At 63.2% G+C, this 23490-nt stretch carries 17 protein-coding genes; 8 read left to right on the top strand and 9 right to left on the bottom strand.

Going from position 1 to position 23490, the window contains the following annotated elements:
- Positions 1-263 precede the first annotated feature (263 nt).
- From FVE66_RS02050 to FVE66_RS02025, 6 genes are all read right to left on the bottom strand, one after another.
- Complete coding sequence (locus FVE66_RS02050; protein ID WP_151445714.1) at positions 264-986, bottom strand: glycosyltransferase family 2 protein; 723 nt, start codon at positions 984-986, stop codon at positions 264-266.
- Positions 986-2470: a hypothetical protein gene (locus FVE66_RS20580; RefSeq protein ID WP_151445713.1), complete on the bottom strand. Its 1485-nt coding sequence runs from the start codon at positions 2468-2470 to the stop codon at positions 986-988. The genes FVE66_RS02050 and FVE66_RS20580 overlap by 1 nt, the downstream gene beginning before the upstream one ends.
- Positions 2471-2578: 108 nt before the next feature.
- Positions 2579-3865 (bottom strand): ergothioneine biosynthesis protein EgtB, encoded by a 1287-nt coding sequence (gene egtB, locus FVE66_RS02040; protein WP_151445712.1) that lies wholly within the window; start codon positions 3863-3865, stop codon positions 2579-2581.
- Positions 3866-3928: 63 nt separating this feature from the next.
- Positions 3929-4885 carry an L-histidine N(alpha)-methyltransferase gene (egtD, locus tag FVE66_RS02035; protein ID WP_338325370.1) on the bottom strand — a complete coding sequence of 319 codons (957 nt, stop codon included), beginning with the start codon at positions 4883-4885 and terminating at the stop codon, positions 3929-3931.
- A 2-nt stretch (positions 4886-4887) separates the two neighbouring features.
- Positions 4888-5421 carry a TlpA disulfide reductase family protein gene (locus FVE66_RS02030; protein WP_151445711.1) on the bottom strand — a complete coding sequence of 178 codons (534 nt, stop codon included), beginning with the start codon at positions 5419-5421 and terminating at the stop codon, positions 4888-4890.
- A 16-nt stretch (positions 5422-5437) separates the two neighbouring features.
- The gene (locus FVE66_RS02025; RefSeq protein ID WP_277753148.1) at positions 5438-6514 is read right to left on the bottom strand and encodes a transglutaminase-like domain-containing protein; all 1077 of its coding nucleotides are present in this window, start codon (positions 6512-6514) and stop codon (positions 5438-5440) included.
- Positions 6515-6636: 122 nt separating this feature from the next.
- Between FVE66_RS02025 and FVE66_RS02020 the strand changes: the two genes are divergently transcribed.
- The 5 genes from FVE66_RS02020 (at position 6637) to FVE66_RS02000 (ending at position 14057) form a co-directional block, all read left to right on the top strand.
- On the top strand, positions 6637-7338 hold the full coding sequence (locus FVE66_RS02020) for an ABC transporter ATP-binding protein (protein ID WP_241672970.1): 702 nt from the start codon (positions 6637-6639) through the stop codon (positions 7336-7338).
- A gap of 4 nt (positions 7339-7342) precedes the next feature.
- Positions 7343-9880: an FtsX-like permease family protein gene (locus tag FVE66_RS02015; protein ID WP_151445709.1), complete on the top strand. Its 2538-nt coding sequence runs from the start codon at positions 7343-7345 to the stop codon at positions 9878-9880.
- 16 nt (positions 9881-9896) lie between these two features.
- The gene (locus FVE66_RS02010) at positions 9897-11087 is read left to right on the top strand and encodes a lipocalin-like domain-containing protein (RefSeq protein WP_241672969.1); all 1191 of its coding nucleotides are present in this window, start codon (positions 9897-9899) and stop codon (positions 11085-11087) included.
- A gap of 128 nt (positions 11088-11215) precedes the next feature.
- Positions 11216-13018 carry an ABC transporter transmembrane domain-containing protein gene (locus tag FVE66_RS02005; RefSeq protein ID WP_151445708.1) on the top strand — a complete coding sequence of 601 codons (1803 nt, stop codon included), beginning with the start codon at positions 11216-11218 and terminating at the stop codon, positions 13016-13018.
- Between the two features lie 67 nt (positions 13019-13085).
- Complete coding sequence (locus FVE66_RS02000) at positions 13086-14057, top strand: thymidylate synthase (protein WP_151445707.1); 972 nt, start codon at positions 13086-13088, stop codon at positions 14055-14057.
- Positions 14058-14126: 69 nt separating this feature from the next.
- On the opposite strand, the gene FVE66_RS01995 is transcribed toward FVE66_RS02000, so the two are convergent.
- A complete protein-coding gene (locus tag FVE66_RS01995) occupies positions 14127-15065 on the bottom strand; it encodes a tripartite tricarboxylate transporter substrate binding protein BugE (RefSeq protein ID WP_151446372.1) in 939 nt (312 codons plus the stop codon).
- Between the two features lie 158 nt (positions 15066-15223).
- On the opposite strand from FVE66_RS01995, the gene FVE66_RS01990 reads away from it, so the two are divergent.
- From FVE66_RS01990 to FVE66_RS01980, 3 genes are all read left to right on the top strand, one after another.
- The gene (locus FVE66_RS01990) at positions 15224-15712 is read left to right on the top strand and encodes a dihydrofolate reductase (RefSeq protein WP_151445706.1); all 489 of its coding nucleotides are present in this window, start codon (positions 15224-15226) and stop codon (positions 15710-15712) included.
- 29 nt (positions 15713-15741) lie between these two features.
- Positions 15742-16311, top strand: a complete 570-nt coding sequence (locus FVE66_RS01985; RefSeq protein ID WP_151445705.1) for a DUF4337 domain-containing protein — start codon at positions 15742-15744, stop codon at positions 16309-16311.
- 165 nt (positions 16312-16476) lie between these two features.
- Entirely contained in the window at positions 16477-18726 is a 2250-nt protein-coding gene (locus tag FVE66_RS01980) for an arginine/lysine/ornithine decarboxylase (protein ID WP_151445704.1), read from the top strand.
- Between the two features lie 117 nt (positions 18727-18843).
- Here the strand turns inward: FVE66_RS01980 and dcd are convergent, their stop codons facing one another.
- Positions 18844-19410, bottom strand: a complete 567-nt coding sequence (gene dcd / locus FVE66_RS01975; RefSeq protein WP_151445703.1) for a dCTP deaminase — start codon at positions 19408-19410, stop codon at positions 18844-18846.
- A 121-nt stretch (positions 19411-19531) separates the two neighbouring features.
- Positions 19532-23485: an ATP-dependent RNA helicase HrpA gene (gene hrpA / locus FVE66_RS01970; RefSeq protein WP_151445702.1), complete on the bottom strand. Its 3954-nt coding sequence runs from the start codon at positions 23483-23485 to the stop codon at positions 19532-19534.
- Positions 23486-23490 lie beyond the last annotated feature (5 nt).

Raw genomic sequence — 23490 nt, 5'->3', positions numbered from 1 at the left:
AATTACAACATCCCAGCATTGGATATTTGATATATATCGATACGATCGCTGATATCGTGCACGGCTTACCTTGTATCAGGATTGGATGGCGGAGAGTATAAGCATTAATACTGATGGGAAGCTGAATAAGTATCAATATACAAACGGCCGAATACCGCCCCGATGATTTAAACACGGAGCAAGTACGGGAATCAAGTTTGAATGCAGGGCGAGTCAGCGCAGAGCAGGCGGCTACTTGGCTGGATGAATCAATGCAGTTTGTTTTACCGGAATCGTTCCAGCAACGCGGGCTGATTCACCCGGCCGTCGAATCTTTCCTTGGCACGTTTCAGATAGAGCGCCTTATCCTCGCTACTGACCGCCTTGCCGTCCTTTTCCCAGTCGACCTCGACCAGCACGCTCTCGGGCGCATAAACCAGGCCCTGCTCCTGCAGCGCCAGCACGGTCAATTCGACGTCAGCGTAATGCCGGCCATATCCGGGAAAAAAGAAATCGCCGCCGTAGAGTTTCGTGGCCCAGTCGCGCCGTGCCAGGCCGAATGCGGCCAGATGGCCGTGCCATTTGCCGTCGTTGAACGACGCCAGCACGCCACCCTTTTTTTCCAGCGCGGCCAATGCGATCGACAGCCATTGACGGCCGGGAAAGGCATCCTGCGCCACATAGCAGAACCATGGGCTGGAACTGTTGCGAAACGCGGCGTTGACCAAGGCCACGAAGCCGGCCCGGTCGCTACCGCTGTCCTCGCCGTCACCGCCGTCCTTGTCCGCCCCAGTCGTGCCGCCTTTCTTGCGCTGCGCCGGCAGGCGCTGGTCCATGCCCTCGTCATATACGCCCAGCAGCAAGCCCTCGGTGCCAGCGCGTTTCGACATCAGTTGCGCCGTGCGACGCGCCTCCGCCGGCTTGGTGAACGGCATCACCACCAGCACGCCGTCCGTCTCCCAGCGCCCGGTGCGCAAGGCATGGGAGGAGACGAACTCGATGCGCATCAGCCGAACTTGATGTCGGTAGGCGTGATCGCGCGCAGGTACTTCTGGCACCAGGCCTTGCCGTTCATCTGCGACAGGTAGAGATTGCGGTAGTTGACCCAGCAAGCGGCCAGCCAAGGCGATTTGGTGCGGTGGGCGACATCCTTCATTTCGCGCAGCAGCTTCAGGTGGACGTTCATTTCGCGCTCGCGCTCGGGCAGCGCGATCTTGAAGCCCTTCAGCCCTTTCCCTTCCGTCTTCATGAACACCGGGAACAGCCGTTCCACGATGAACGGCAAATAAGTTGCACCGCGATGCAGGCCGCGGTCGTCGGCCATGGTCGAATGCAGCAGGCTGCGCGCCTCGGGCGACAGCTTCCTTTCTGCCAGCGTCAGCACCTTGCGCACGAAGGTCAGGTACTTGCTCCAGAACGCCGGCGACGCGATGAAATAATTCGCAGCCGAACAGGAGTTGGAGGTGGAGATGCTGCTCAGCTCGTCTTCCGGCAGTCCCACCGCCTGGAACAGGGCCCGCGACAATGCCAGGAAACGCGGATGGGTGGTTTCACCCTGGGTCCACATGTTGTGGTACAGCGCCTCGTTGTGAGGATAGGGATTGCAGTAGTAGACATCCATGCCCGGATTTGCCTGCACCGCCTTGATCAGGTCGGCGCCGCTCATGCCGGTCTTTTCGGAGAATCGCCAGGAGAGCGCGCCCCACAAGGTGGCGCCCTTTACGTGCTCCGAGCGCGCCAGCCGCTCGAAGACGTCGAACTCCATCGCCTCGGACTTGACGCCGGAATTGTTCAGCGCGGCGAATGCCGGATCCAGCAACTCCTTCTGCCAGGCTTCGAAGTAGATCTGGAAAATCCGGATCGGCGATTGCAGGGAATTTGCTGGCCGGGCGGCGAGGTTTTTTTCCAGCTTGCTGCCCGCCTTGGGCGGCGTAGCGGATGGCGGTATTTCGGTGGCCGGAGGCAAGGACGCTGCCTTGCCTGAGGCTGGCTTGCGCGCAGGCTTCGCGACAGCCTTTGCTGCGGGCTTTGCTGCCGCCGTGGCGACCGGGCCTGGACCGGCCGTAACGCCGGTGGCAGACTTCTTCGCCGCAGGCTTTGCCGCGGGTTTCGCGATGGCTTTCCCTGCCGGCTTACCGGCTGGCGCAATGACTGTCTCAACTGCTGGCTTCGCTGCCGGCTTTGCGGGCTTCTGTGCGGGCTTCACTGCGGACTTTGCAGCAGCCTTGGGTGCAGCCTTCGCTGCCGGTGCAGGGGATGCCGCATCGTTGGCCGCCGCCGTTGCGGCCGGAGGCAGGGAACGCGCTGCCACGCTCTTCTTGACAGCTGCCTTCTTCGCTGCCGCCGCTGGCGCCTCTGCTGCCGCCATCACCTCCTTCGGCGCCTCGGGCACCGGGGACAAGGGTGCTTTGGCGGTTCTCTTTGCAACTGGCGCTTGCGGCTTTCGCAAAGCGACCACGTTGGAAGCAGGTGGCGGCGATTTCTTGCTCATGAAGGATCCGAAAAGTGAATGATTACCAACGTGGGATCATACCCGATCGGATTCGGGAATTGGAGGCATCCGGTGCCGGCGTACTTCAATGGCGGCGTCCGTTCGTGCTTAACGCACTTGCGGCGTCGATTGCCGCGTCGATTGCGCCAGCCTCAATCCGGTGAATTGCCAGCGCGCGCCCGCCGGAAAAAAATTGCGGTAGCTCCTGCGCGCATGTCCCGGCGGCGTCGCGCAGGACGAGCCCCGCAGGACATACTGGTTCACCATGAACTTGCCGTTGTACTCGCCGATTGCGCCCCCGGCCGGCCGATAGCCGGGGTAAGGCGCATAGCTGCTGCTGGTCCACTGCCAGCGGCTGCCGTACAGGTCCTGGAACGACGGTTCATGCAGCGCGGCCGCATGCTCCCACTCGGCTTCCGTCGGCAAGCGTGCGCCGCACCACCGCGCGCAAGCATCGGCTTCGTAATACGAGAGGTGATTTACCGGCGCGTCCGGTTCCAGTAGCTGCAGTCCACGCAGCGTGAATTCATTCCATCCGCCCGCCTCGTCACGGCGCCAGTAGAACGGCGCATGCACACCGAGCGAGCAGCGCCATTCCCAGCCCTCGGATAGCCAATGCCGGGGGTCGTCGTAGCCGCCGGCCGCGATGAATTCCAGATACCTGGCATTGCTCACCAGCCCACGTGCCAGCATGAAAGGCTCGACGAATACACGATGGCGCGGCCCTTCATTGTCGAAGCCGAAGCCCCGGCCGTCATGGCCCATTTGCGACACCCCACCTTCGAAGCACAGCCACCCCGGCTGCGAGCTGGCTGGCGGCAGCGGCTTGCGCTCGTCGCTGGCTGGATCGAAGGCTGGAGGACCGGCTGAAGGAGCGGCTGAATACAGGGCAGGATACAAGGGACTCATCGAGAACAGGTGCTTGACGTCGGTGAGCAGCAATTCCTGATGCTGCTGTTCGTGATGCAGGCCCAGCTCGACCAGCGCCGCAAGCCGGGCCGCCCGGCCCGCTTGCACGCCCCCGATCAATCCTGCCATCCGCCGGTCGACGTTGTCGCGATAAGCCAGCACTTCGCGCAATGCCGGACGCGTCAGCAAGCCGCGCTGGGCGCGCGCATGGCGGTCGCCGACGCCGTTGTAATAGGAGTTGAACAACATGCGAAAGGCGGGATGAAAGGGCCTGAAATCCTGTTCGAGTTCTTCGAGAATGAAAATCTCGAAAAACCAGGTCACATGCGCCAGGTGCCACTTGACGGGACTGGCGTCCGGCATCGATTGCGCACAGCAGTCCTCCTCGGACAAGCCTGCGGCAAGCGCGACGCTGTGGCCGCGCACGGCCTGGTACCGCGCAAGCAACTGGTCCGGCGTGTGGATTGGGTGATCGCTTTCAGCCATGTGTGATCGTCCGCATTGAATTTCGGCCTTGATTTCAGCCTGCCGCAGGTGACGCTTCGCCGTTCAGCCGGCGCGCGCGTGGCACACCATGAACCATTCGCGCGGGTCGGTCCAGCACTGCACGCTGGAAAATCCAGCCTCGTGCAGCAAGGCCACGAACGCCTCGCGGCTGTATTTGTAGCTGTTCTCGGTGTGAATCCGTTCGCCGCGATCGAAACGGCGCAAACCGCCATTCCAGCGCACGATCAGATTGTCCTTCGCTTCCAGATGCATCTCGATCCGGCCCTGCCCTTCATTGAACAGCGCGCGATGCTGCCAGTCATTCACGTGAAAATCGGCGTCGAGCAAGCGGTTCACGTTGTTGAGCACGTTCAGGTTGAAACAGGCGGTCACGCCGAGTGCATCGTCGTACGCAGCCCGCAAAACCGTGCTCTCCTTCAGCAGGTCGACACCGATCAGCAGGCTGCCATTGCCGGAACAGGCCCGCCGCACGCGAGACAGGAAAGCCACTGCCTCCTGCGGCGTGAAATTGCCGATCGACGAACCGGGATAGAAGAACAGACGTGGCCCTGGAGGCACCTCCGCCGGCAGCTCCAGCGTGGATGAAAAATCGATGCCGACGCCGAGCATCGCGGTCGACGGGAACTGCAATTGCAGGCGCCCTACCGCCTGCTTCAGGAAACTTGTGGAAATATCGACCGGCACATAGCACGAAGGCTGCAGAACGCCGAACAAGGATGCCGCTTTCTCGCAATTGCCAGCGCCAAGGTCAACCAGCACGCGGCCGCTTCCAGCCGCTTCGGCGATTTCGTCGCGCCAGCCCTTGAAGATTCCGGCCTCGGTGCGGGTCGGGTAATACTCGGGAAGTTCGCAGATCGCGTCGAACAGCTTCGATCCGAGCAAGTCGTAGAAATGCTTGGGCGCGATGACGGCGGACTGCGCGGACAGGCCGGCGGCCAGCTCATCCCGTATTGCAGCTTGGTCCTGTACTGCTATCTGGATGAATCGGGCCATAGGCATGATTATTTAAGTAGTTCCAGTATCGGGGCCTGCATCGCCGCATCGTCCCACTCGGCTTCACCGACCAGCTGATAGCGCAGCTTGCCGTTGCGGTCGATCAGGAAGCTGGCTGGCAGCACCCTGACCCGCCATGCCTTCGAAACCGCGGAGTCGTCATCGCGCAGGATGGCAAAATCGACCGGCGTGGTGCGCAGGAACTGTTCGATGCGCTGCCTGCCCTCGCCGAGGTTGACGCCAATGACCTTGAATCCACGCGCTGCGAGCTTTTTCTGCAGGCGGTTCATGGACGGCATTTCTTCCCTGCACGGCTCGCACCAGGTCGCCCAGAAATTCAACAGGACGACCTGACCCCGCAAGGAATCCAGATTGACCGTGCGACCGGCAAGATCGTTCAGCGAGAGTGGCAACGGCGCCTGACCACCTGGGGTCGAATAGGCCTTCCATTCGGAGCCTGCCAGCGCCGGCAATGCCATGCTGCAAGCAAATGCCGCCAGCATCGCGCGCGCCAGTAAAGCCTTCATCCAATCACCCGTCATGAACTTTGTGCTGCGCTTACGCAAGGATCTCGCGCGCGCTCATCTTGTAGATGAAGTGGTCCGGATCGAGGCTGTCGAGGCGCATCAGATTGCCCTGCTCCAAGGCTTCGGCGTTGGGATACATCAGGAAGCCCACCGGGCCTTTGACCGCGCCCGGCAATTTCAGGTCATGCGCGTAGTTGTATGCCAGCCAGTTCATTTCCCACGAGCCGAACAGGCGCTTGCGCGCAGCTTCGACCTTGGCATCGCCCAGTGGCAGGCCGCCATTTTCTTCCAGCACCACCTTGCGCACGTCGGCCGGATCAACCGGCACCCAGCCCGTTCCCTCCAGGTAAAACTCGGCGCGGCAATGCTGGGCGCGGGTGATGTCGCCCGACTTGCCAAGCGATTTGTAGCCCAGCTTCGAATCGGCCACGCGCACGCCATACACGTCCCGTGCCGGGATGCCGGCTGCGCGGGCAAGACCGACGAACAGCGCATTCAGGTCAGCGCACTTGCCTCCCAGGCTGCGGTTCTCCAGCATGAATTTGATATCGCCAACGCCGCAGCCGCGCACCTTGGCGTCGCGGTAGGTGTTGTCGACGATCCACTCGTAGATCGCGTGTGCGCGGTCGAGGTCATTCTTCTGGCCCTTGGTGATATCCATCGCCGTTTGCTTGACGATGCCGTCCAGCGGCAACAATTCGGTGGCGGACAGGTACAGGCTGCGTTCCGCCTTGCCGAGCTTCTCGCCGGTTGGCTTGCCGGGCGTCACGGCGCGGTCGCGGGTGCTGAAGCGCGAGACCAGTTCGACGACCGGCGTGTCGGATTTGCCGAACTCGGCCACCAGGATGCCGGCGCCGTAACGCGCATCCTTGACGATGCTGGCACGGCCGCTGCCTGCCTCGAAACGGTTGGAAATCACTTTCTGGTAGCCGGCATTTACCGAGGGAACCGGCAACCATACGCGTGCCGGGCCGGTGCCGACCAGCTCAACCCGCGTGCTCACTTCGAAAGTGCGCCATCCCAGCTCCTGTGCGCGCGCAAATGGAACTATCGATGCGGCCGACAGCGCGGCGCCTGTTTTCAGGAAGGAACGACGATCCATATTCATCTCTTTATTTGGGGGCGGAGGAAGGCAAGGAAGTCAAACGGCGGGAAGCGAAGCCGGACTTCCACTAAACTGGCGAAGTTTACTCCATCCCCCGCGCCCTCACACGGCACCCCGCTTACTCCATGCAAGCTTCCCCGCCGCCCAATCCGGCCATGACGCCCACACTGCCCGCCCTGCAATGCACAGGCCTGCGCAAGCAATACGGCCAGCGAACCGTTCTGGCGCATCTCGATTTCAAGCTGATGCCCGGCGAATACGTGGCGATCATGGGCGAATCGGGCGTGGGCAAGTCGACGCTGCTGAACCTGATCGCAGGCCTCGACGCACCGGATGCCGGCCAGCTGCTGGTGGACGGTGTCGACCTGGCGGCAAGCGACGACGACAGTGCCACGCTGCTGCGACGGCAGAAGCTGGGATTCATTTTCCAGGCCTTCCATATCCTGCCCCATCTGACGCTCCAGCAAAACGTCGCCTTGCCGCTGGTGCTCAATGGATTGCCGACCGGGCGCGCGGCAGAGATGCTGGCGGCAGTGGGCCTGGCTGGAAGGGAACATGATTTTCCGCGCTCCTTGTCCGGTGGCGAGCTGCAGCGCGTGGCGATCGCCCGCGGGCTGGTGCACCGGCCGCGCCTGCTGCTGGCCGACGAACCGACCGGCAACCTCGATCCCGATACCGCGCACGACATACTTTCGCTGCTGCGCGACGAAATTCGCGCCAGCGGCGCCTCGGCCATCATCGTCACCCATTCCCCGGCTGCGGCCAGCACGGCCGACCGCGTGCTGGTATTGCGCCGCGACGGGCTGCACCAGCAAACCCCGGCATGAAGGCATGAAGGCATCATTGCTCACCCGCTGGCTGCTGCTGGGCGAACTGCGCGCCCATCCGGTGCGCTCGCTGGTGGCGCTCGCCGCCATCGCGCTGGGCGTGGCGCTTGGATTTGCGATCCACCTGATCAATGCTGCCGCATTCAATGAATTCAGCGCGGCCATCAAGACCGTGTCCGGCACGGCCGATTTGCAGGTGCGCGGGGCGCAGCCATTTTTCGATGAGCAGGCCTACCCGCGCCTGGCTCGCATGGCCGGCATCGGCCAGGCCAGCCCGGTGCTGGAAGTGGATGCCGCGCTGGCAGATGCCAAGGGCACGCTGAAGATCGTCGCCACCGACATCTTTCGCAGTGCCGCCATTGCGCCGGACCTGATCGGCGTGCCGGCCGCGGACCGGCCTTTCGACGGCTTGATGGATGACACCGTCTTCCTTTCTCCCGCTGCGCTGGAATGGCTGCAGCGCGGCACCGGCGATTCGCTGGCGCTGCGGGTGGGAAGCGAAACCGTGACGCTGCGCATAGCCGGCACGCTGACCCGTGCGCGCGCCGGCCAGCGGCTGGCGGTGATGGACCTCGGCGCCGCGCAATGGCGGCTGGGACGGCTCGGCCAGTTGTCGCGCATCGATCTCAGGCTGGAACCAGGTGTGGATCGCGAACAGTTTCGCGCCCGGCTCCAGCGCGAGCTGGGGAACAAACTGGGGAACGAGCCGGGCAACACGCTGCTGGTAACCGAGGCCAAAGACCAGGAGGACCGCACTGCCCGCATGTCGCGCGCCTACCGCGTCAACCTGAACGTGCTGGCGCTGGTGGCCTTGTTCACCGGCGCTTTCCTGGTGTTCTCGACGCAGGCGCTGTCGGTCATCCGCCGTCGCAGCAACTTCGCCCTGCTGCGGGTGATGGGCTGGACGCGCCGCCAGCTGATCCGGCAAGTGCTGCTGGAAGGCGCGTTGCTCGGCGTCGCCGGTTCGCTGCTCGGGCTGGCCGCCGGATACGCCATGGCGGCAGCGGCCCTGCATTTTTTCGGCGGCGATCTTGGCGGCGGCTATTTTCCGGGCGTGCGTCCGCAGCCAGTATTCAGCATCGCCGCGGCACTGGTGTTTTTCTGCGCCGGCACCGGGGTTGCCCTGCTCGGCAGCGCGGCGCCGGCATGGGAAGCGGCGCGCGCCCGGCTGGCGCCGGCGCTCAAGGCCGGCAGCGAGGACAGTGCGCTGGCCCGCCTTGCCACCCCCTGGCCCGGCCTGGCTTGCCTGCTGGCCGGCGCGCTGCTGACGCAAATGCCACCGGTCGCCGACTTGCCGATTTACGGCTACCTGGCGGTGGCGCTGCTGCTGATCGGCGCGATCGCATTGATGCCGAGGATGGCGGCGGCCGTGTTTGCCCGCCTTGCCGCGTGGCCTCGGCGCGCAGTACCCATGCTGGCGCTGAACCGCTTGGCGAACGCGCCCAACCAGGCGTCGATTGCCTTGGGCGGCGTGCTGTCGAGCTTCTCGCTGATGGTGGCGATGGCAATCATGGTCTCCAGCTTCCGGGTATCGGTGGACGACTGGCTGCGCCATCTGCTGGCGGCCGACCTGTACGTGCGCTCTTCCGGCGGCGAAAGCGCCCTGCTCGGCCCACAGCAGCAAAAGCTGATAGCCGGCGTGCCGGGCATCGCGCAGGCCGGATTCCAGCGGGTGACGCAGCTGGTGCTCGATCCTGCGCGCCCTTCGGTGGCTGTGATCGCGCGCCTGATCGACGATGCCGACCCGGGCAAGTCACTGCCGCTGACCGGCAAGCAGCTGGACGGGTTGGCGCCAGGCGCCGTGCCGATCTGGGCGTCGGAGGCGATGGTCGACCTGTACGGATATCAAGTCGGGCAGAGCGTGACCCTGCCGCTGGGCCAGGGCAATGAAAAATTCGTGGTGGCAGGAATATGGCGCGACTACGCGCGGCAAACCGGCGCCATCCAGATGCGGCTGCCGGATTACCAGCGCATTACGGGCGAACAGCAAGTCAACGACGCCGCACTCTGGCTGCTACGCGACGCAAAGATGGAGGCAGTCCAGGCCGGCCTGCGCGCGCTGCCTTTCGGCGCCACGCTGGAGTTGACAGCGCCGGCAGAAATCCGCGCCATCAGCCTGCGGATTTTCGACCGCAGCTTTGCCGTAACCTATCTGCTGGAAGCGGTCGCGATCATGATCGGCCTGTTCGGCATCGCCGCCACCTTCAGCGCCCAGGCCCTGGCACGCGCCCGTGAGTTCGGCATGCTGCGGCACATCGGTTTCACCCGCCGGCAGATATTGCATCTGCTGGCGGCGGAGGGCCTGCTGCTGACCGCAATCGGCGTGACGGTCGGCTTCGTTCTCGGCTGGTGCATCAGCCTGATCCTGATTTTCATCGTCAATCCGCAATCTTTCCACTGGACCATGCAGTTGCACATGCCGTGGGGCTTGCTGGGCGCCGTGACCGCGGTGCTGCTCGCCAGCGCCGCAGTCACGGCACTGGCGTCAGGGCGGCTGGCAGTGGCCGGCAGTGCAGTGCGCGCGGTGCGGGAAGACTGGTAAGCGCAAAATGGGCAGCATGAACACAATCAGGATGAACACCTCGAAGGCATTGGCAGCGGTACTGGTGCTTGGGCTGAATTTGTGGCCCGGCCTTCCCGGCCCCCTGGCCGGCGCCCTTGCCGCGCCGGTCGAATTTGCGGCGGTAACACCGGGCAAGCCGCTGCAGTTCCCGGCGGATTTCGGCGCCCACCCGGATTTCCGCACCGAGTGGTGGTACGCCACCGGCTGGCTCAAGTTGCCGGATGGCACACCGATCGGTTTCCAGGTCACCTTTTTCCGCTCCCGCACCGAACACGCGCCGGAGAATCCCAGCAAATTCGCGCCGAAACAGTTGATCATCGCCCATGCCGCGATCTCCGATCCGCGCACCGGCAAGCTGCTGCATGACCAGAAAAGCGGCCGCGAAGGCTGGGGGCTGGCCTACGCCAGGACCGGCAATACGGATGTGCGCGTGGATGACTGGAGCTTCGTGCGGCAGGACGACGGGCAGTATCAGGCCCTGATCAAGGGTCGGGAATTCAGCTTTGCGCTCAAGCTCGCGCCGACGCAAAGCGTGATGCTGCAGGGGGAACAGGGATACTCCCGGAAGGGTCCGCAGACGGCCCAGGCCAGCTACTACTACAGCAAGCCGCAACTACGCGTAACGGGCACGCTTACCCGCGCCGGACAGGCGGTGAGCGTCAGCGGCGATGCCTGGCTTGACCACGAATGGTCGAGCACGGTGCTGGACGAGCGCGCTGCCGGCTGGGACTGGGTCGGCGCCAACCTCGACGACGGCAGCGCACTGATGATGTTTCGCATCCGTGGCAAGAATGAGGGCAAAAGCGGTGACAAGAATGGTGGAAAAAACCGTCCCAAAGGTGCCGGGAAAAACGGTCCCAAAGACGGCGAGCAAATCTGGGCGCATGCCGTGCTGCGCGACGCTGCGGGCCGGGTGACCCGTTTCGATCCGGGGCAAGTCAGCTTTACGCCGCTGCGCAACTGGCGCTCGCCGCGCACCGGCGCAAGCTATCCCGTTTCCGCAGTTTTCCGTACCGGCGACACCGAATGGCGGCTGAACCCGCTGCAGGACGACCAGGAACTGGATTCGCGCGCGTCGACCGGCTCGGTGTACTGGGAAGGCGCTGTAACAATCGAAAAGAATGGCAAGCCGGCTGGCCACGGCTATCTGGAACTGACTGGTTATGAAAAGGCGATGAAGCTATGACAAGCGGGACAGGCGGGACAGGCGGGGCAAGCGGAACAAGGGGCACTACGGGCACTACGGGCACTACGGGCACTACGGCCACTACGGCCACTACGGCCACTACGGCCACTGCGAACAATATAGCCGCCATGGACGCTGGCGGAGCTGGCGGCACTGGCGGCAGCCGCCCGAAGGCCGCACTGGGCACGCTTGCCGGGCTGTTGCCTTTCCTGCGGCCCTACCGACGCCAGTTCGTGCTGGCCGGCATCGCGCTGCTGCTCGCAGCCGCAGCCACATTGAGCATCCCGGTCGCGTTCCGGCAGATGATCGACCTGGGCTTCGGCGATGCCGCGCGCCGCAACGCCGGGCATATCGACCTGTATTTCATCGCGCTGTTCGGCCTGGCTGCGCTGCTGGCAATCGCCACCGCTGCACGGTTTTACATGGTGTCGTGGCTAGGCGAACGGGTCACGGCCGATATCCGCAGTGCGGTGTACGGGCATGTAATCACCCAAAGCCCGGTGTATTTCGAAACCACGCAGACCGGCGAAGTGCTGTCGCGCCTGACCGCGGACACGACGCTGATACAGGCAGTGGTCGGCACCAGCATTTCGATGGCGCTACGCAATGCGCTGTTGTTTGCCGGCGGCATGGTGATGCTGTTCATCACCAGCGTGAAGCTGTCGTCCATCATCCTGGTGCTGCTGCTGGCGGTAGTGCTGCCTATCGTGATGTTCGGCCGCCGGGTGCGCAAGCTGTCGCGCGATTCGCAGGACCGGATTGCGGATGCGTCGGCGCTGGCCGGTGAAATGCTGAATGCGATGCCGACCGTCCAGGCCTTCACCAGGGAACGGGCCGAGTCGCAACGTTTCTCGCGTGCGGTGGAGCAGGCTTTCACCACGGCGATCGAACGCATCCGCGCGCGCTCCATGCTGACCGTGATCGCGATCCTGCTGGTATTTGGCGCCATCGTGTTCGTGCTGTGGCTGGGTGCCCATGCGGTATTGCAAGGAACGATGACAGCCGGCGAACTCGGCCAGTTCATCCTCTACGCCACCATCGTGGCCGGGGCAATCGGCGCACTGTCCGAGGTGGTGGGCGAGGCGCAGCGCGCGGCCGGCGCCACCGAACGCCTGCTCGAATTGCTGCATGCGCAGTCGGCCATCACATCGCCGTCACAACCCGCGGCGCTGCCCAGCGCCACCGAGCGCGGCTCGTCGCTGGCGCTGGAGCAACTCAGCTTCCACTACCCCTCGCGGCCCTTGCAAGCGTCACTGTCGGCGCTTTCGCTGGAGATCGCCGCCGGCGAAACAATCGCGATCGTCGGACCTTCCGGTGCCGGCAAGACCACGCTGTTCCAGTTGCTGCTGCGTTTCTACGACCCGCAGCAGGGCCGGATCCTGCTCAACGGCACCGACATCCGCAGCCTGGCGCTGCATGACCTGCGCTCAGCCATCGGCGTGGTGCCGCAAGACACCGTGGTGTTTGCTGCCAGCGCAATGGAAAACATCCGCTATGGCCGCGCCGGCGCCAGCGACGCCGAGGTGATAGAGGCCGCAAAAATGGCGGCCGCGCATGAATTCATTGAGCGCCTGCCGGAGGGCTATCAATCCTTCCTGGGCGAGCGCGGGGTGCGGCTGTCCGGCGGCCAGCGGCAGCGCATTGCAATTGCCCGCGCGCTGCTGAAAAATCCGCCGCTGCTGCTGCTCGACGAAGCAACCAGCGCGCTCGACGCGGAATCGGAGCGGCTGGTACAGGCTGCGCTGGAAGCGGCAATGGTCGGACGCACCACCCTGGTCATCGCCCACCGGCTGGCAACGGTGCAGCGCGCCGACCGTATCGTCGTGATGGACGACGGGCGCATCGTGGAAACCGGAACCCATGCCGAACTGGTCGCGCGCGGCGGCCTGTACGCAAATCTCGCCAGCCTGCAGTTCGGCACGCACGCCTAGCAGCCTGCCAAGGCGCGACCGGCGCTTGCATCAAACGCTACAATACGCGCTACTTCAGGAATTACTCATGCGCCAATACCTCGACCTCGTCCGCACCATCCTGGATACCGGCAGCTGGCAAGACAACCGCACCGGCATCCGCACCATCAGCATGCCGGGCGCGGCCATGCGCTTCGACCTGCAAGCCGGTTTTCCGGCCGTCACCACCAAGCGGCTGGCCTTCAAGTCAGTGGTCGGCGAACTGGCCGGCTTCCTGCGCGCGTCGCGCAGCGCGGCCGACTTCCGCGCGCTGGGCTGCAAGGTGTGGGACCAGAACGCGAACGAGAATCCCGACTGGCTGGCCAACCCATACCGCGAGGGCCTGGACGACCTCGGGCCGGTGTACGGCGTGCAATGGCGGCAATGGCCAGGCTACAAACTGATTCCGCAGACGCAATCAGCACGCATTGTCGATGCTGAAAATCGCGGTTACCGGGTGATTGGGCCGGTGGTGGACAATGGCGAGCAGAAGGTCCTGCTGTACAAATCGATCGACCAGTTGCGCGAGTGCCTGGACACGATCATGAAGAACCCGTCCAGCCGGCGCATCCTGTTCCATGGCTGGAACTGCGCGGTGCTGGACGAGATCGCGCTGCCGGCCTGCCATCTGCTCTACCAGTTCCTGCCCAACGCCACCACCCGCGAAATCTCGCTCTGCCTCTACATTCGCAGCAACGACATCGGCCTGGGCGCGCCCTTCAATCTGGCCGAAGCGGCGGCACTGCTGCACCTGGTCGGCCGCCTGACCGGCTACACGCCGCGCTGGTTCAGCTATTTCATTGGTGACGCGCACATCTACGAGAATCATCTCGACATGCTGAACGAGCAACTGACGCGCGATCCCCTCCCCTTGCCGCGCCTGCAGATTGATGCGCGGGTGCCGGATTATCGGGAGACGGGAGTGTATGCGCCGGAATGGCTGGAGCAAATCGAGCCGGGCGACTTTTCGCTGGTGGATTACCAGCACCATGCGGCGCTGACTGCGCCGATGGCGGTGTAGGGGGAGCCACGAATGTCGCTCCCCCATCCCCACCCTCCTCTTTGAAGGGAGAGTGGGGCCTGCGACGAATTAACCGCCGCTGGCGTCGATCTTGATGCCCTGCTTCTTCACCACGTCCTGCGCACGCTGCAGTTCGCCACGCATCTCGGCGGCAAATTCAGCCGGTGTATTGCCAACGATCTCCGATCCGCTTGCTTTCACGCGCGCTTGCACCTCGGGCGAATTCAATGCCTTCACGGCGGCGTCATGAATCTTGCGTACGATGTCTTCCGGCGTCTTGGCCGGCGCGATCAAGCCGTACCATGCAGGGTCGTTGACCATTTTCAGGCCCAGTTCGGCGAAGGTCGGCACATTCGGCAGGCTTTCCAGGCGCTTGGGCCATGCGACCGCGATCGGACGCAGGCGGTTGTTCTGGATGAAGCCGAACGATGATGGCAGGTTGTCGAACATGACTTCGACCTGGCCACCCAGCACGTCATTGAGCGCAGGACCGGCGCCACGGTACGGGATGTGGACCATGAAGGTGCCGGTCGAGGCCTTGAACTTCTCGCCCATCAGGTGGCCGATGCCGCAGGTGCCCGAGGTTGCATAACCATACTTGCCGGGGTTCTTCTTTAGTACCGCGAGGAGCTGCTTGTAGTCCTGCGCCGGAAATTTGGGATTGACGACCATCACGTTCGGCGTGCGGGCCAGATTGGTGATCGCCACGAAATCCTTGACCGGGTCATAGGGCAGCTTGGGATTGCATGCAGGGTTCACCGCTTGCGTGGAAACGGTTGCCATGCCGATGGTGTAACCGTCCGGATCAGCCTTGGCGATCGCCACGGCGCCGATGCTGCCGCCACCGCCGCCGCGGTTGTCGATGATCACCGGCTGGCCGAGTTCGCGGGACAGGCGATCGCCCACCGCGCGGCCAATGATGTCAGTCGTACCACCCGGCGGAAAAGGAATGATCAACCGGATCGGCTTGGTCGGATAGGATTGGGCAGATGCCGCGGTCGTCGCCATGATGCCGGCGAGAAACGAAGCAAGGAGAAGTGCGGCTTTCAAGATAAAACCTCCATAAAAAATCGGGCTAAGCAAAAACGGGCTCTACAATACGCACGCATCCATCACTTAACAATATCGGTTATCACGTGTTATCCGATAGTTAGCGAAAAATCAGCATGACAGCGCCCCCACTGACCATTGTCGTTGCCGTCGACAAACAAAACGGCATCGGAATCAACAACCAGCTGCCGTGGCACCTGCCCGAAGACCTTGCCCATTTCAAACGCCTGACCAGCGGTCACGCGATCCTGATGGGCCGCAAAACCTTCGAGTCGATTGGACGGCCGCTGCCCAACCGGCGCAATATTGTCATTACCCGCAATCCGGACTGGCGGCATGAAGGCGTGGAACGGGCGGACTCGGTCGAACAGGCGATTGCGCTGTGCGGGCAGGACGGCGGCTTCGTCATCGGCGGCGCGGAAATTTTTACCGATTCGCTGCCACTGGTACAGCGCCTGGTTGTCACCGAGATCGACGCATCGTTCGATTGCGATACATTTTTCCCGCCTATCGACCAGGCGCAATGGAAAGAAACGGCGCGCGAGCGCCAGCATTCCGAAAAGAGCGGACTCGATTTCGCCATCGTCACTTATCAAAGAATCTAAAACCAAAGAATCTGAAAGGGAGAAGCGCTATGTCAGGAGCAGGATTTCACGTGCACGGACCGCATGACCACGCGGTCGAGCACGCAGGCCACACGACCGACAGTTTCTCCGGCAAGATCGCGGTCATCACCGCGGTGCTGGCCACCGTTGGCGCCACTTTCGGATACATGGCCGGGCTGACCCAGAACGACGCTGCCATGTTCAAGAACAATGCCGCCATCAAGAAAACCGAGGCGTCCAACCAGTGGAACTACTACCAGGCCAAGTCAAACAAGCAAAACCTTGCCGAACTGGCCATGGCGTTGCCGGGTGTAGACGTCGAGAAATACCGGCGCGAGGTAACGCGCTACAAGGAAGAGAAGGAGGGCATCAAGAAAGATGCCGAAAAACTGGAAGCGGTTTCGCTGGACTGGGACCGCAAATCCGATGGGGCAATGCATCTGCATCATCGCTGGGCGCTGGCGACAACGGCCGAACAGGTTTCGATCGCGCTGGCGGCAATCACCCTGCTGACCCGCAAGCGCTGGCTCGAATATGCCGCATATGCCGTGGCCCTCGTTGGCATTGGACTGGGCGTGGCCGCCTGGCTGCACCTGTAGTGAATTGACTACCGCCGGCCGGTTCAAGCGGCCGGCGGAACGCACCTGCCCACAGCACCCCCGATATCTGCGAAAATCCCGCTTTCCTCAATTTTTGGCGCGCAAGCGGTTGGTGGCGACACGACTGTCCCAGGCGTCTCCCGTCCTGCCTTTTCAGGAGACCTCATGAAATTCCGCTTCCCCATCGTCATCATCGACGAGGACTTCCGCTCCGAAAACACATCCGGCCTGGGCATACGTGCGCTCGCCTCCGCCATGGAGGAGGAAGGCATGGAGGTGCTGGGCGTGACCAGCTATGTCGACCTGTCGCAGTTCGCCCAGCAGCAGTCGCGCGCATCCGCTTTCATCCTGTCCATCGACGATGAAGAATTCGGCGGCGGTTCGCCCGAGGAAACCGAGTCCGCGCTGAAATCGCTGCGCGCCTTCGTTGCGGAGATCCGGCACAAGAACGCCGACATACCGATCTACCTGTATGGCGAGACCCGCACCTCGCGCCATATTCCCAACGACATCCTGCGCGAACTGCATGGTTTCATCCACATGTTCGAGGACACGCCGGAGTTCGTGGCGCGCCACATCATCCGCGAAGCCCGCTCCTACCTGGACGGACTGGCGCCGCCCTTTTTCCGCGCGCTGGTCCATTACGCGCAGGACGGTTCCTACTCCTGGCATTGCCCGGGACACTCGGGCGGCGTGGCCTTCCTGAAATCGCCGATCGGACAAATGTTCCACCAGTTCTTTGGCGAGAACATGCTGCGCGCAGACGTCTGCAACGCGGTGGAAGAACTGGGCCAGTTGCTCGACCATACCGGGCCGGTCGCGGCCACCGAGCGCAATGCGGCACGCATCTTCAATGCCGACCATTGCTATTTCGTCACCAACGGCACCTCGACCTCGAACAAGATGGTGTGGCATTCGACGGTGGCGCCGGGCGACATCGTCGTGGTCGACCGCAACTGCCACAAGTCGATCCTGCACGCGATCATCATGACCGGCGCGATACCGGTATTCCTGATGCCGACTCGCAATCATCTCGGCATCATCGGCCCGATCCCGCTGGAAGAATTCAGCATGGAGAACATCCGCCGCAAGATCGAGGCCAATCCGTTCGCCCGCGAAGCGGCCAACAAGAAGCCGCGCATCCTGACCATCACGCAATCGACTTATGACGGCGTGGTCTACAACGTCGAGACTCTCAAGGACATGCTGGACGGCGAGATCGACACCCTGCATTTCGACGAAGCCTGGCTGCCGCACGCGACTTTCCACGACTTCTACAAGGACTTCCACGCGATCGGCAAGGACCGGCCGCGCGCCAAGAAGTCGATGATTTTCTCGACCCAGTCGACCCACAAGCTGCTGGCCGGCCTGTCGCAGGCGTCGCAGATCCTGGTGCGCGAGTCGGAGACCGTCAAGCTCGACCAGGACACCTTCAACGAGGCCTACCTGATGCACACCTCGACCTCGCCGCAGTACGCGATCATCGCCTCATGCGACGTGGCGGCGGCGATGATGGAACCGCCCGGCGGCACGGCGCTGGTGGAGGAAAGCATTTTCGAGGCCCTCGATTTCCGCCGCGCGATGCGCAAGGTCGACGAGGAGTGGGGCAAGGACTGGTGGTTCCAGGTCTGGGGGCCGGATACGCTGTGCGAAGACGGCATCGGTTCGCGCGAGGACTGGATGATCCGCGCCGAGGACAACTGGCACGGCTTCGGCAAGGTGGCGCCCGGCTTCAACATGCTGGATCCGATCAAGGCCACCATCGTCACGCCGGGCCTGTCGCTCGACGGTCATTTCGGCGAGACCGGCATACCGGCGTCGATCGTCACCAAATACCTTGCCGAACACGGCGTCATCGTCGAAAAAGCCGGCCTGTATTCCTTCTTCATCATGTTCACCATCGGCATCACCAAGGGCCGCTGGAACACGCTGCTGACCGCGCTGCAGCAGTTCAAGGACGACTACGACAAGAACCAGCCGATCTGGCGCATCCTGCCCGAGTTCGCCGCCGCCAACCTGCGCTACGAGCGCATGGGCCTGCGGGACCTGTGCCATCAGATCCACGACATGTACAAGGCCTATGACGTGGCGCGACTGACGACCGAGATGTACCTGTCGGACATGCAACCGGCGATGAAACCGTCCGACGCCTTTGCCAAGATGGCGCATCGCGAAATCGACCGGGTGCCGATCGACGAACTCGAAGGCCGCGTCACCGCCATCCTGCTGACGCCCTACCCGCCCGGCATTCCGCTGCTGATCCCGGGCGAGCGTTTCAACAAGACCATCGTCGACTACCTGAAATTCGCGCGCGACTTCAACGAGAAGTTTCCCGGCTTCGAAACCGATGTGCATGGACTCGTCACCCGCGAGGTGAATGGCAGGCGCGGGTATTTCGTGGATTGCGTGAAGTAAACCACGAGAGACAAGACCGCGAGTGACAAGAGCACGAGGGCCTGCAGTCTTTCGGCTGCAGGCCCTCGCGTCAATCGGACTGGACAAGATGGCCGGGCCCGGTTCGAGCCCGGCAGGTCAGGTCTTCGGCAGCGTCACGCCGCGCTGGCCCTGGTACTTGCCGCCGCGATCCTTGTACGAGGTCTCGCACACTTCGTCGCTCTCGAAGAACAGCACCTGGGCGCAGCCCTCCCCCGCATAGATCTTGGCGGGCAGCGGCGTGGTGTTGGAAAACTCCAGCGTCACATAACCTTCCCATTCGGGCTCGAAGGGCGTGACGTTGACGATGATGCCGCAGCGAGCGTACGTCGACTTGCCCAGGCAGATCGTCAGCACGCTGCGCGGGATGCGGAAGTACTCGATGGTGCGCGCCAACGCGAACGAATTGGGCGGGATGATGCAGACGTCGCTCTTGATGTCGACGAAGGAATTCTCGTCGAAATTCTTGGGGTCGACGATGGTCGAATTGATATTGGTGAATATCTTGAATTCGTCGGCGCAGCGGATGTCGTAGCCATAGGACGACGTGCCGTAGGAAACGATCCGATGGCCATTTTCCTCTCGCACCTGCCCCGGCTCGAAAGGCTCGATCATGCCGTGCTGTTCCGCCATGCGGCGGATCCATTTGTCGGATTTAATGCTCATCTTGGATTAGCTATGGGTGAGGAACAGCCGAATTCTACGCGAATTGGCTTGCCGGCTACCGAATGAAGCGTTGGCCATCGTGGCGGCGTGGTTTCGGCTTCACCACGGCTTGACCACGGCGTCATCGCTCCATCGCCTCCCAGACCTTCTGCAGCCGCTTCACCGACACCGGCATCGGCGTGCGCAACTCCTGCGCAAACAGCGAAACCCGCAACTCCTCCAGCATCCAGCGGTATTCGTTCATCTTCGGATCGCCATGCCGCGATTTGAGCGCACGTTGCCAGGGCGCAGCGGCCTGGGCCCAGTCCGCCATCAGCTTCGCATCGCGCGCCGGATCGGCGCGCAACTTGTCGATGCGAACCGCCAGTGCCTTCAGATAGCGCGGGAAATGCGCCAGCTGCACATAGTCGTTGTCAGCGATGAAGCGTTTTGTCATCAGCGCCTGCAGCTGCGACTGCATGTCTGCAGACGCCAGCGCGTGGCTCTTCACGCCCTGCAGCTTTTTCGGCAGCGTATGGTAGTCCGCCAGCACCTGCCCCACCAGCCGGGCCAACTCATTGACCAGCAAGCCGAGCCGTGACTTACCCTCCTCCTTGCGGGTGGAAAATTCATCGGCAGTGCGCGGCAGCGGGTCTTGCAGGCAGGCGCGCGACAAGGCGGCGTCGAGGATCTGGTCGCGCAATTCCTCCTGCGAACCAAGGCCCATGTACTGCATGCCCATCTGCTGCAGGTTGGGAATATTTTTTTCCAGGTATTTCATCTGCTCCTTGAGTTGCAGCGCAAACAAGCGCCTCAGCCCAAGCAGATGTACGCGAGCCGCTTCGGCAGGATCGTCGAACACCTCGAGATCGCAATGCGTCTTGCGGTCCACCAGCGCCGGATAACCGACCAGGCTCAGCTTGCCCTTCTGGATTTCCAGCAGCTCCGGCAGTTCGCCGAAAGTCCAGGATGTCAGGTTCTGGTATTGGCCGGGCTCGGATGGCGCCGCTGCCGGACGTGGCGGCGCAGCGTGCCGGCCTTGCTGGCCCGGCTGCGGCGCTGGCGCGGTGGCTGCCGCTTCCGGAGCCACCGGAGCCACCGGAGCCACCGATTCATCCGCCAGCTTCTGGAACTGCTTCCTCGCCTCGCCGCCAAGCTCGGCCTGCAGCGATGCCAGGTTGCGTCCCATGTCGAGCTGGCGGCCGTGCTCGTCGATCACCTTGAAATTCATGAAGTGATGCGCAGCCAGCGTCTCCAGCTTGAAATCGGTGCTGCGCAGCGCGATGCCAGTCTGTTGGCGCACATCGTCCATCAGCACGTCCAGCAACTCGCCCCGGCCAAAGCGGTTGTCCTGCTCCACGCGGTCAAGGAAGCCGGCGGCATAGTCGGGCAAGGGCACGCAGTGGCGGCGCAGCTTCTGCGGCAGCGACTTCAGCAGCAGGTGCACCTTTTCCTTGAGCATGCCCGGCACCAGCCAGCTGGCCCGCTCGGTCGATACCTGGTTCAGTGCATACAAGGGCACCGCCAGCGTCACGCCATCCCGATGGCTGCCAGGCTCGAAATGATAGGTCAGGGCCATGTCGACGCCGGACATCCGCATCTGCTTGGGGAACAGGTCGGTGGTGACGCCCGCGGCCTCGTGCCGCATCAGGTCTTCGCGGTTCAGGTATAGCAGCTTCGGCTCTTTCGCCTGTGCCTGCCGGTACCACTTCTCGAAGTCGACCGTATTGTGAATGCCGGCCGGAAGCTGCTGGTCGTAGAACGCGGCAATCAGCTGCTCGTCCACCAGCACGTCGACCCGGCGCGACTTGTGTTCAAGATTTTCGATCTCGCGCACCAGGCGCTGGTTGTGGGCAAAGAATGGCAGGCGAGTCTCGAAATCGCCGCCCACCAGCGCATCCTTGATGAAGATGTCTCGCGCATCTTCCGGATCGATGGCGCCGTAGTCTACGCGGCGCTGGCTGTACACCACCAGCCCGTACAGCGTGGCCCGCTCGTAGGCGGAAACCTGGCCGGCCCGTTTTTCCCAGCGCGGCTCGTTCCAGGATTTTTTCAGCAGATGCCCGCCGATGCGCTCCAGCCACTGTGGCTGGATCTGGGCGATGGTGCGTGCGTACAGCCGCGCAGTGTCGATCAGTTCGGCCGACATCACCCATTTGCCGGCTTTTTTCGACAGCGAGGAGCCGGGCCAGATATGGAACTTGATGCCGCGCGCGCCCAGGTAATGCGGCTCGTCTTCAGCCTTGAAGCCGATATTGCCCAGCAGGCCGGTCAGCAGTGCAAGATGCAATTGTTCGTAGGTCGCCGCCGCCTGGTTCAGGCGCCAGCCCTGCTCGCGCACCAGCGTCAGCAGCTGGGTGTGGACGTCGCGCCATTCGCGCAGGCGCAGCTGCGACAGGAAATTGGCGCGGCAATTGTCCTGCAACTGGCGATTGGTTTTCTTGTGCTCGATCGCTTCCTCGAACCATTTCCAGATTTTCAGGAAGCTGTTGAATTCGGATTTGTCGTCGGCGAACTTCTTGTGCGCATTGTCGGCGGCGGCCTGCGCTTCCATGGGCCGGTCGCGCGGGTCCTGCACCGACAGCGCGCTGGCAATGATCAGCACTTCGGTCAGGCAGTCGTGGTCGCGCGCGGCCAGGATCATGCGGCCGACGCGCGGGTCGAGCGGCAACTTTGCCAGCTCCCGTCCGCTGGCGGTCAGGGCATTGAGTTCGTCAACCGCGCCCAGTTCTTGCAGCAACTGGTAGCCATCCGCAATCGCGCGCCCCAGCGGCGGCTCGATGAACGGAAAGGATTCGACTTCGGCCAGCCGCAATGCCTTCATCCGCAGGATGACCGCGGCCAGCGACGAGCGCAGGATCTCCGGCTCGGTGAATTTCGGCCTTTGCAGGTAATCCTTCTCGTCGTACAGCCGGATGCACACGCCCGCCGCCACCCGGCCGCAGCGGCCGGCACGCTGGTTGGCGGCCGCCTGCGAGACCGGCTCGATCTGCAACTGCTCCACCTTGTTGCGGTAGCTGTAGCGCTTGACGCGGGCGGTGCCGGTATCGACCACATAACGGATGCCGGGCACCGTCAGCGAGGTTTCCGCCACATTGGTGGCGAGCACGATGCGGCGGGCGTTGGAAGGCTTGAACACCCGTTCCTGCTCCTGCGCGGAGAGACGCGCGAACAGCGGCAGGATCTCGACATGCGGGGGGTGGTGCTTGCGCAAGGTTTCGGCGGCATCGCGGATTTCGCGCTCGCCGGGCAGGAATACCAGCACGTCGCCAGAGCCCACGCGCGCCAGTTCGTCGACTGCGTCCGCCACCGCGTCCATCAGGTCGCGCTGTTCCCGGCCCTTGGCGGCAAAAGTCGTGGGGGGTTTGCCGTCAGAGGCGACCCGATCCTGCTCCACCGGCCGGTAGCGCACCTCGACCGGATACATGCGACCGGACACTTCCACCACCGGCGCCGGTTTCCCATTGCTGGCGAAATGGCGGGCGAAGCGGTCGGCGTCGATGGTGGCCGAGGTGATGATCAGCTTCAGGTCGGGCCGGCGCGGCAGCACCTGCTTGAGGTAGCCAAGCAGGAAGTCGATGTTCAGGCTGCGCTCGTGCGCCTCGTCGATGATGATCGTGTCGTACTGGCGCAGCAGCGGATCGTTCTGCGTCTCGGCCAGCAGGATGCCGTCCGTCATCAGCTTGACCCATGCGCCCTTGTGCAGGGTGTCGTTGAAGCGGACCTTGTAGCCGACCAGCTCGCCGGGCGGCGAATTCAGTTCCTGCGCAATCCGCTTGGCAGTGGACGAAGCGGCAATCCGGCGCGGCTGGGTGTGGCCGATCAGTCCATTCTGCCCCCGTCCTATCGACAGGCAGATCTTGGGCAGCTGGGTGGTCTTGCCCGAGCCGGTTTCGCCGCCGACGATCACCACCTGGTGGCGCATCAGTATTTCGGCAATCTCCTGCCGGCGCGCGGAGACAGGCAACTCTTCCGGAAAAACGATTTCCGGAAGTGGATTGCGCAAAGGAGGAGGAGAAACCGGGGCAGCGGCATGGCCGGCACGCGCCGCCTGCCTGGCTTGCCCGGATTTTTTCTGATGTTCAGGTGCAGACATGGCTG

The sequence above is a fragment of the Lacisediminimonas profundi genome (assembly GCF_008831265.1).
In the GTDB taxonomy this organism is placed as follows: Bacteria; Pseudomonadota; Gammaproteobacteria; order Burkholderiales; family Burkholderiaceae_D; genus Lacisediminimonas; species Lacisediminimonas profundi.
Note: the sequence above shows the minus strand (reverse complement) of the source record. Positions and strands in the feature narration are given on the sequence as shown.

Coding starts and splice junctions, on each gene's coding strand:
- FVE66_RS02050 (WP_151445714.1), bottom strand. CDS start 986: ATGCGCATCGAGTTCGTCTCCTCCCATGCCTTGCGCACCGGGCGCTGG.
- FVE66_RS20580 (WP_151445713.1), bottom strand. CDS start 2,470: ATGAGCAAGAAATCGCCGCCACCTGCTTCCAACGTGGTCGCTTTGCGA.
- egtB (WP_151445712.1), bottom strand. CDS start 3,865: ATGGCTGAAAGCGATCACCCAATCCACACGCCGGACCAGTTGCTTGCG.
- egtD (WP_338325370.1), bottom strand. CDS start 4,885: ATGCCTATGGCCCGATTCATCCAGATAGCAGTACAGGACCAAGCTGCA.
- FVE66_RS02030 (WP_151445711.1), bottom strand. CDS start 5,421: ATGACGGGTGATTGGATGAAGGCTTTACTGGCGCGCGCGATGCTGGCG.
- FVE66_RS02025 (WP_277753148.1), bottom strand. CDS start 6,514: ATGAATATGGATCGTCGTTCCTTCCTGAAAACAGGCGCCGCGCTGTCG.
- FVE66_RS02020 (WP_241672970.1), top strand. CDS start 6,637: ATGCAAGCTTCCCCGCCGCCCAATCCGGCCATGACGCCCACACTGCCC.
- FVE66_RS02015 (WP_151445709.1), top strand. CDS start 7,343: ATGAAGGCATCATTGCTCACCCGCTGGCTGCTGCTGGGCGAACTGCGC.
- FVE66_RS02010 (WP_241672969.1), top strand. CDS start 9,897: ATGAACACAATCAGGATGAACACCTCGAAGGCATTGGCAGCGGTACTG.
- FVE66_RS02005 (WP_151445708.1), top strand. CDS start 11,216: ATGGACGCTGGCGGAGCTGGCGGCACTGGCGGCAGCCGCCCGAAGGCC.
- FVE66_RS02000 (WP_151445707.1), top strand. CDS start 13,086: ATGCGCCAATACCTCGACCTCGTCCGCACCATCCTGGATACCGGCAGC.
- FVE66_RS01995 (WP_151446372.1), bottom strand. CDS start 15,065: ATGGCGACGACCGCGGCATCTGCCCAATCCTATCCGACCAAGCCGATC.
- FVE66_RS01990 (WP_151445706.1), top strand. CDS start 15,224: ATGACAGCGCCCCCACTGACCATTGTCGTTGCCGTCGACAAACAAAAC.
- FVE66_RS01985 (WP_151445705.1), top strand. CDS start 15,742: ATGTCAGGAGCAGGATTTCACGTGCACGGACCGCATGACCACGCGGTC.
- FVE66_RS01980 (WP_151445704.1), top strand. CDS start 16,477: ATGAAATTCCGCTTCCCCATCGTCATCATCGACGAGGACTTCCGCTCC.
- dcd (WP_151445703.1), bottom strand. CDS start 19,410: ATGAGCATTAAATCCGACAAATGGATCCGCCGCATGGCGGAACAGCAC.
- hrpA (WP_151445702.1), bottom strand. CDS start 23,485: ATGTCTGCACCTGAACATCAGAAAAAATCCGGGCAAGCCAGGCAGGCG.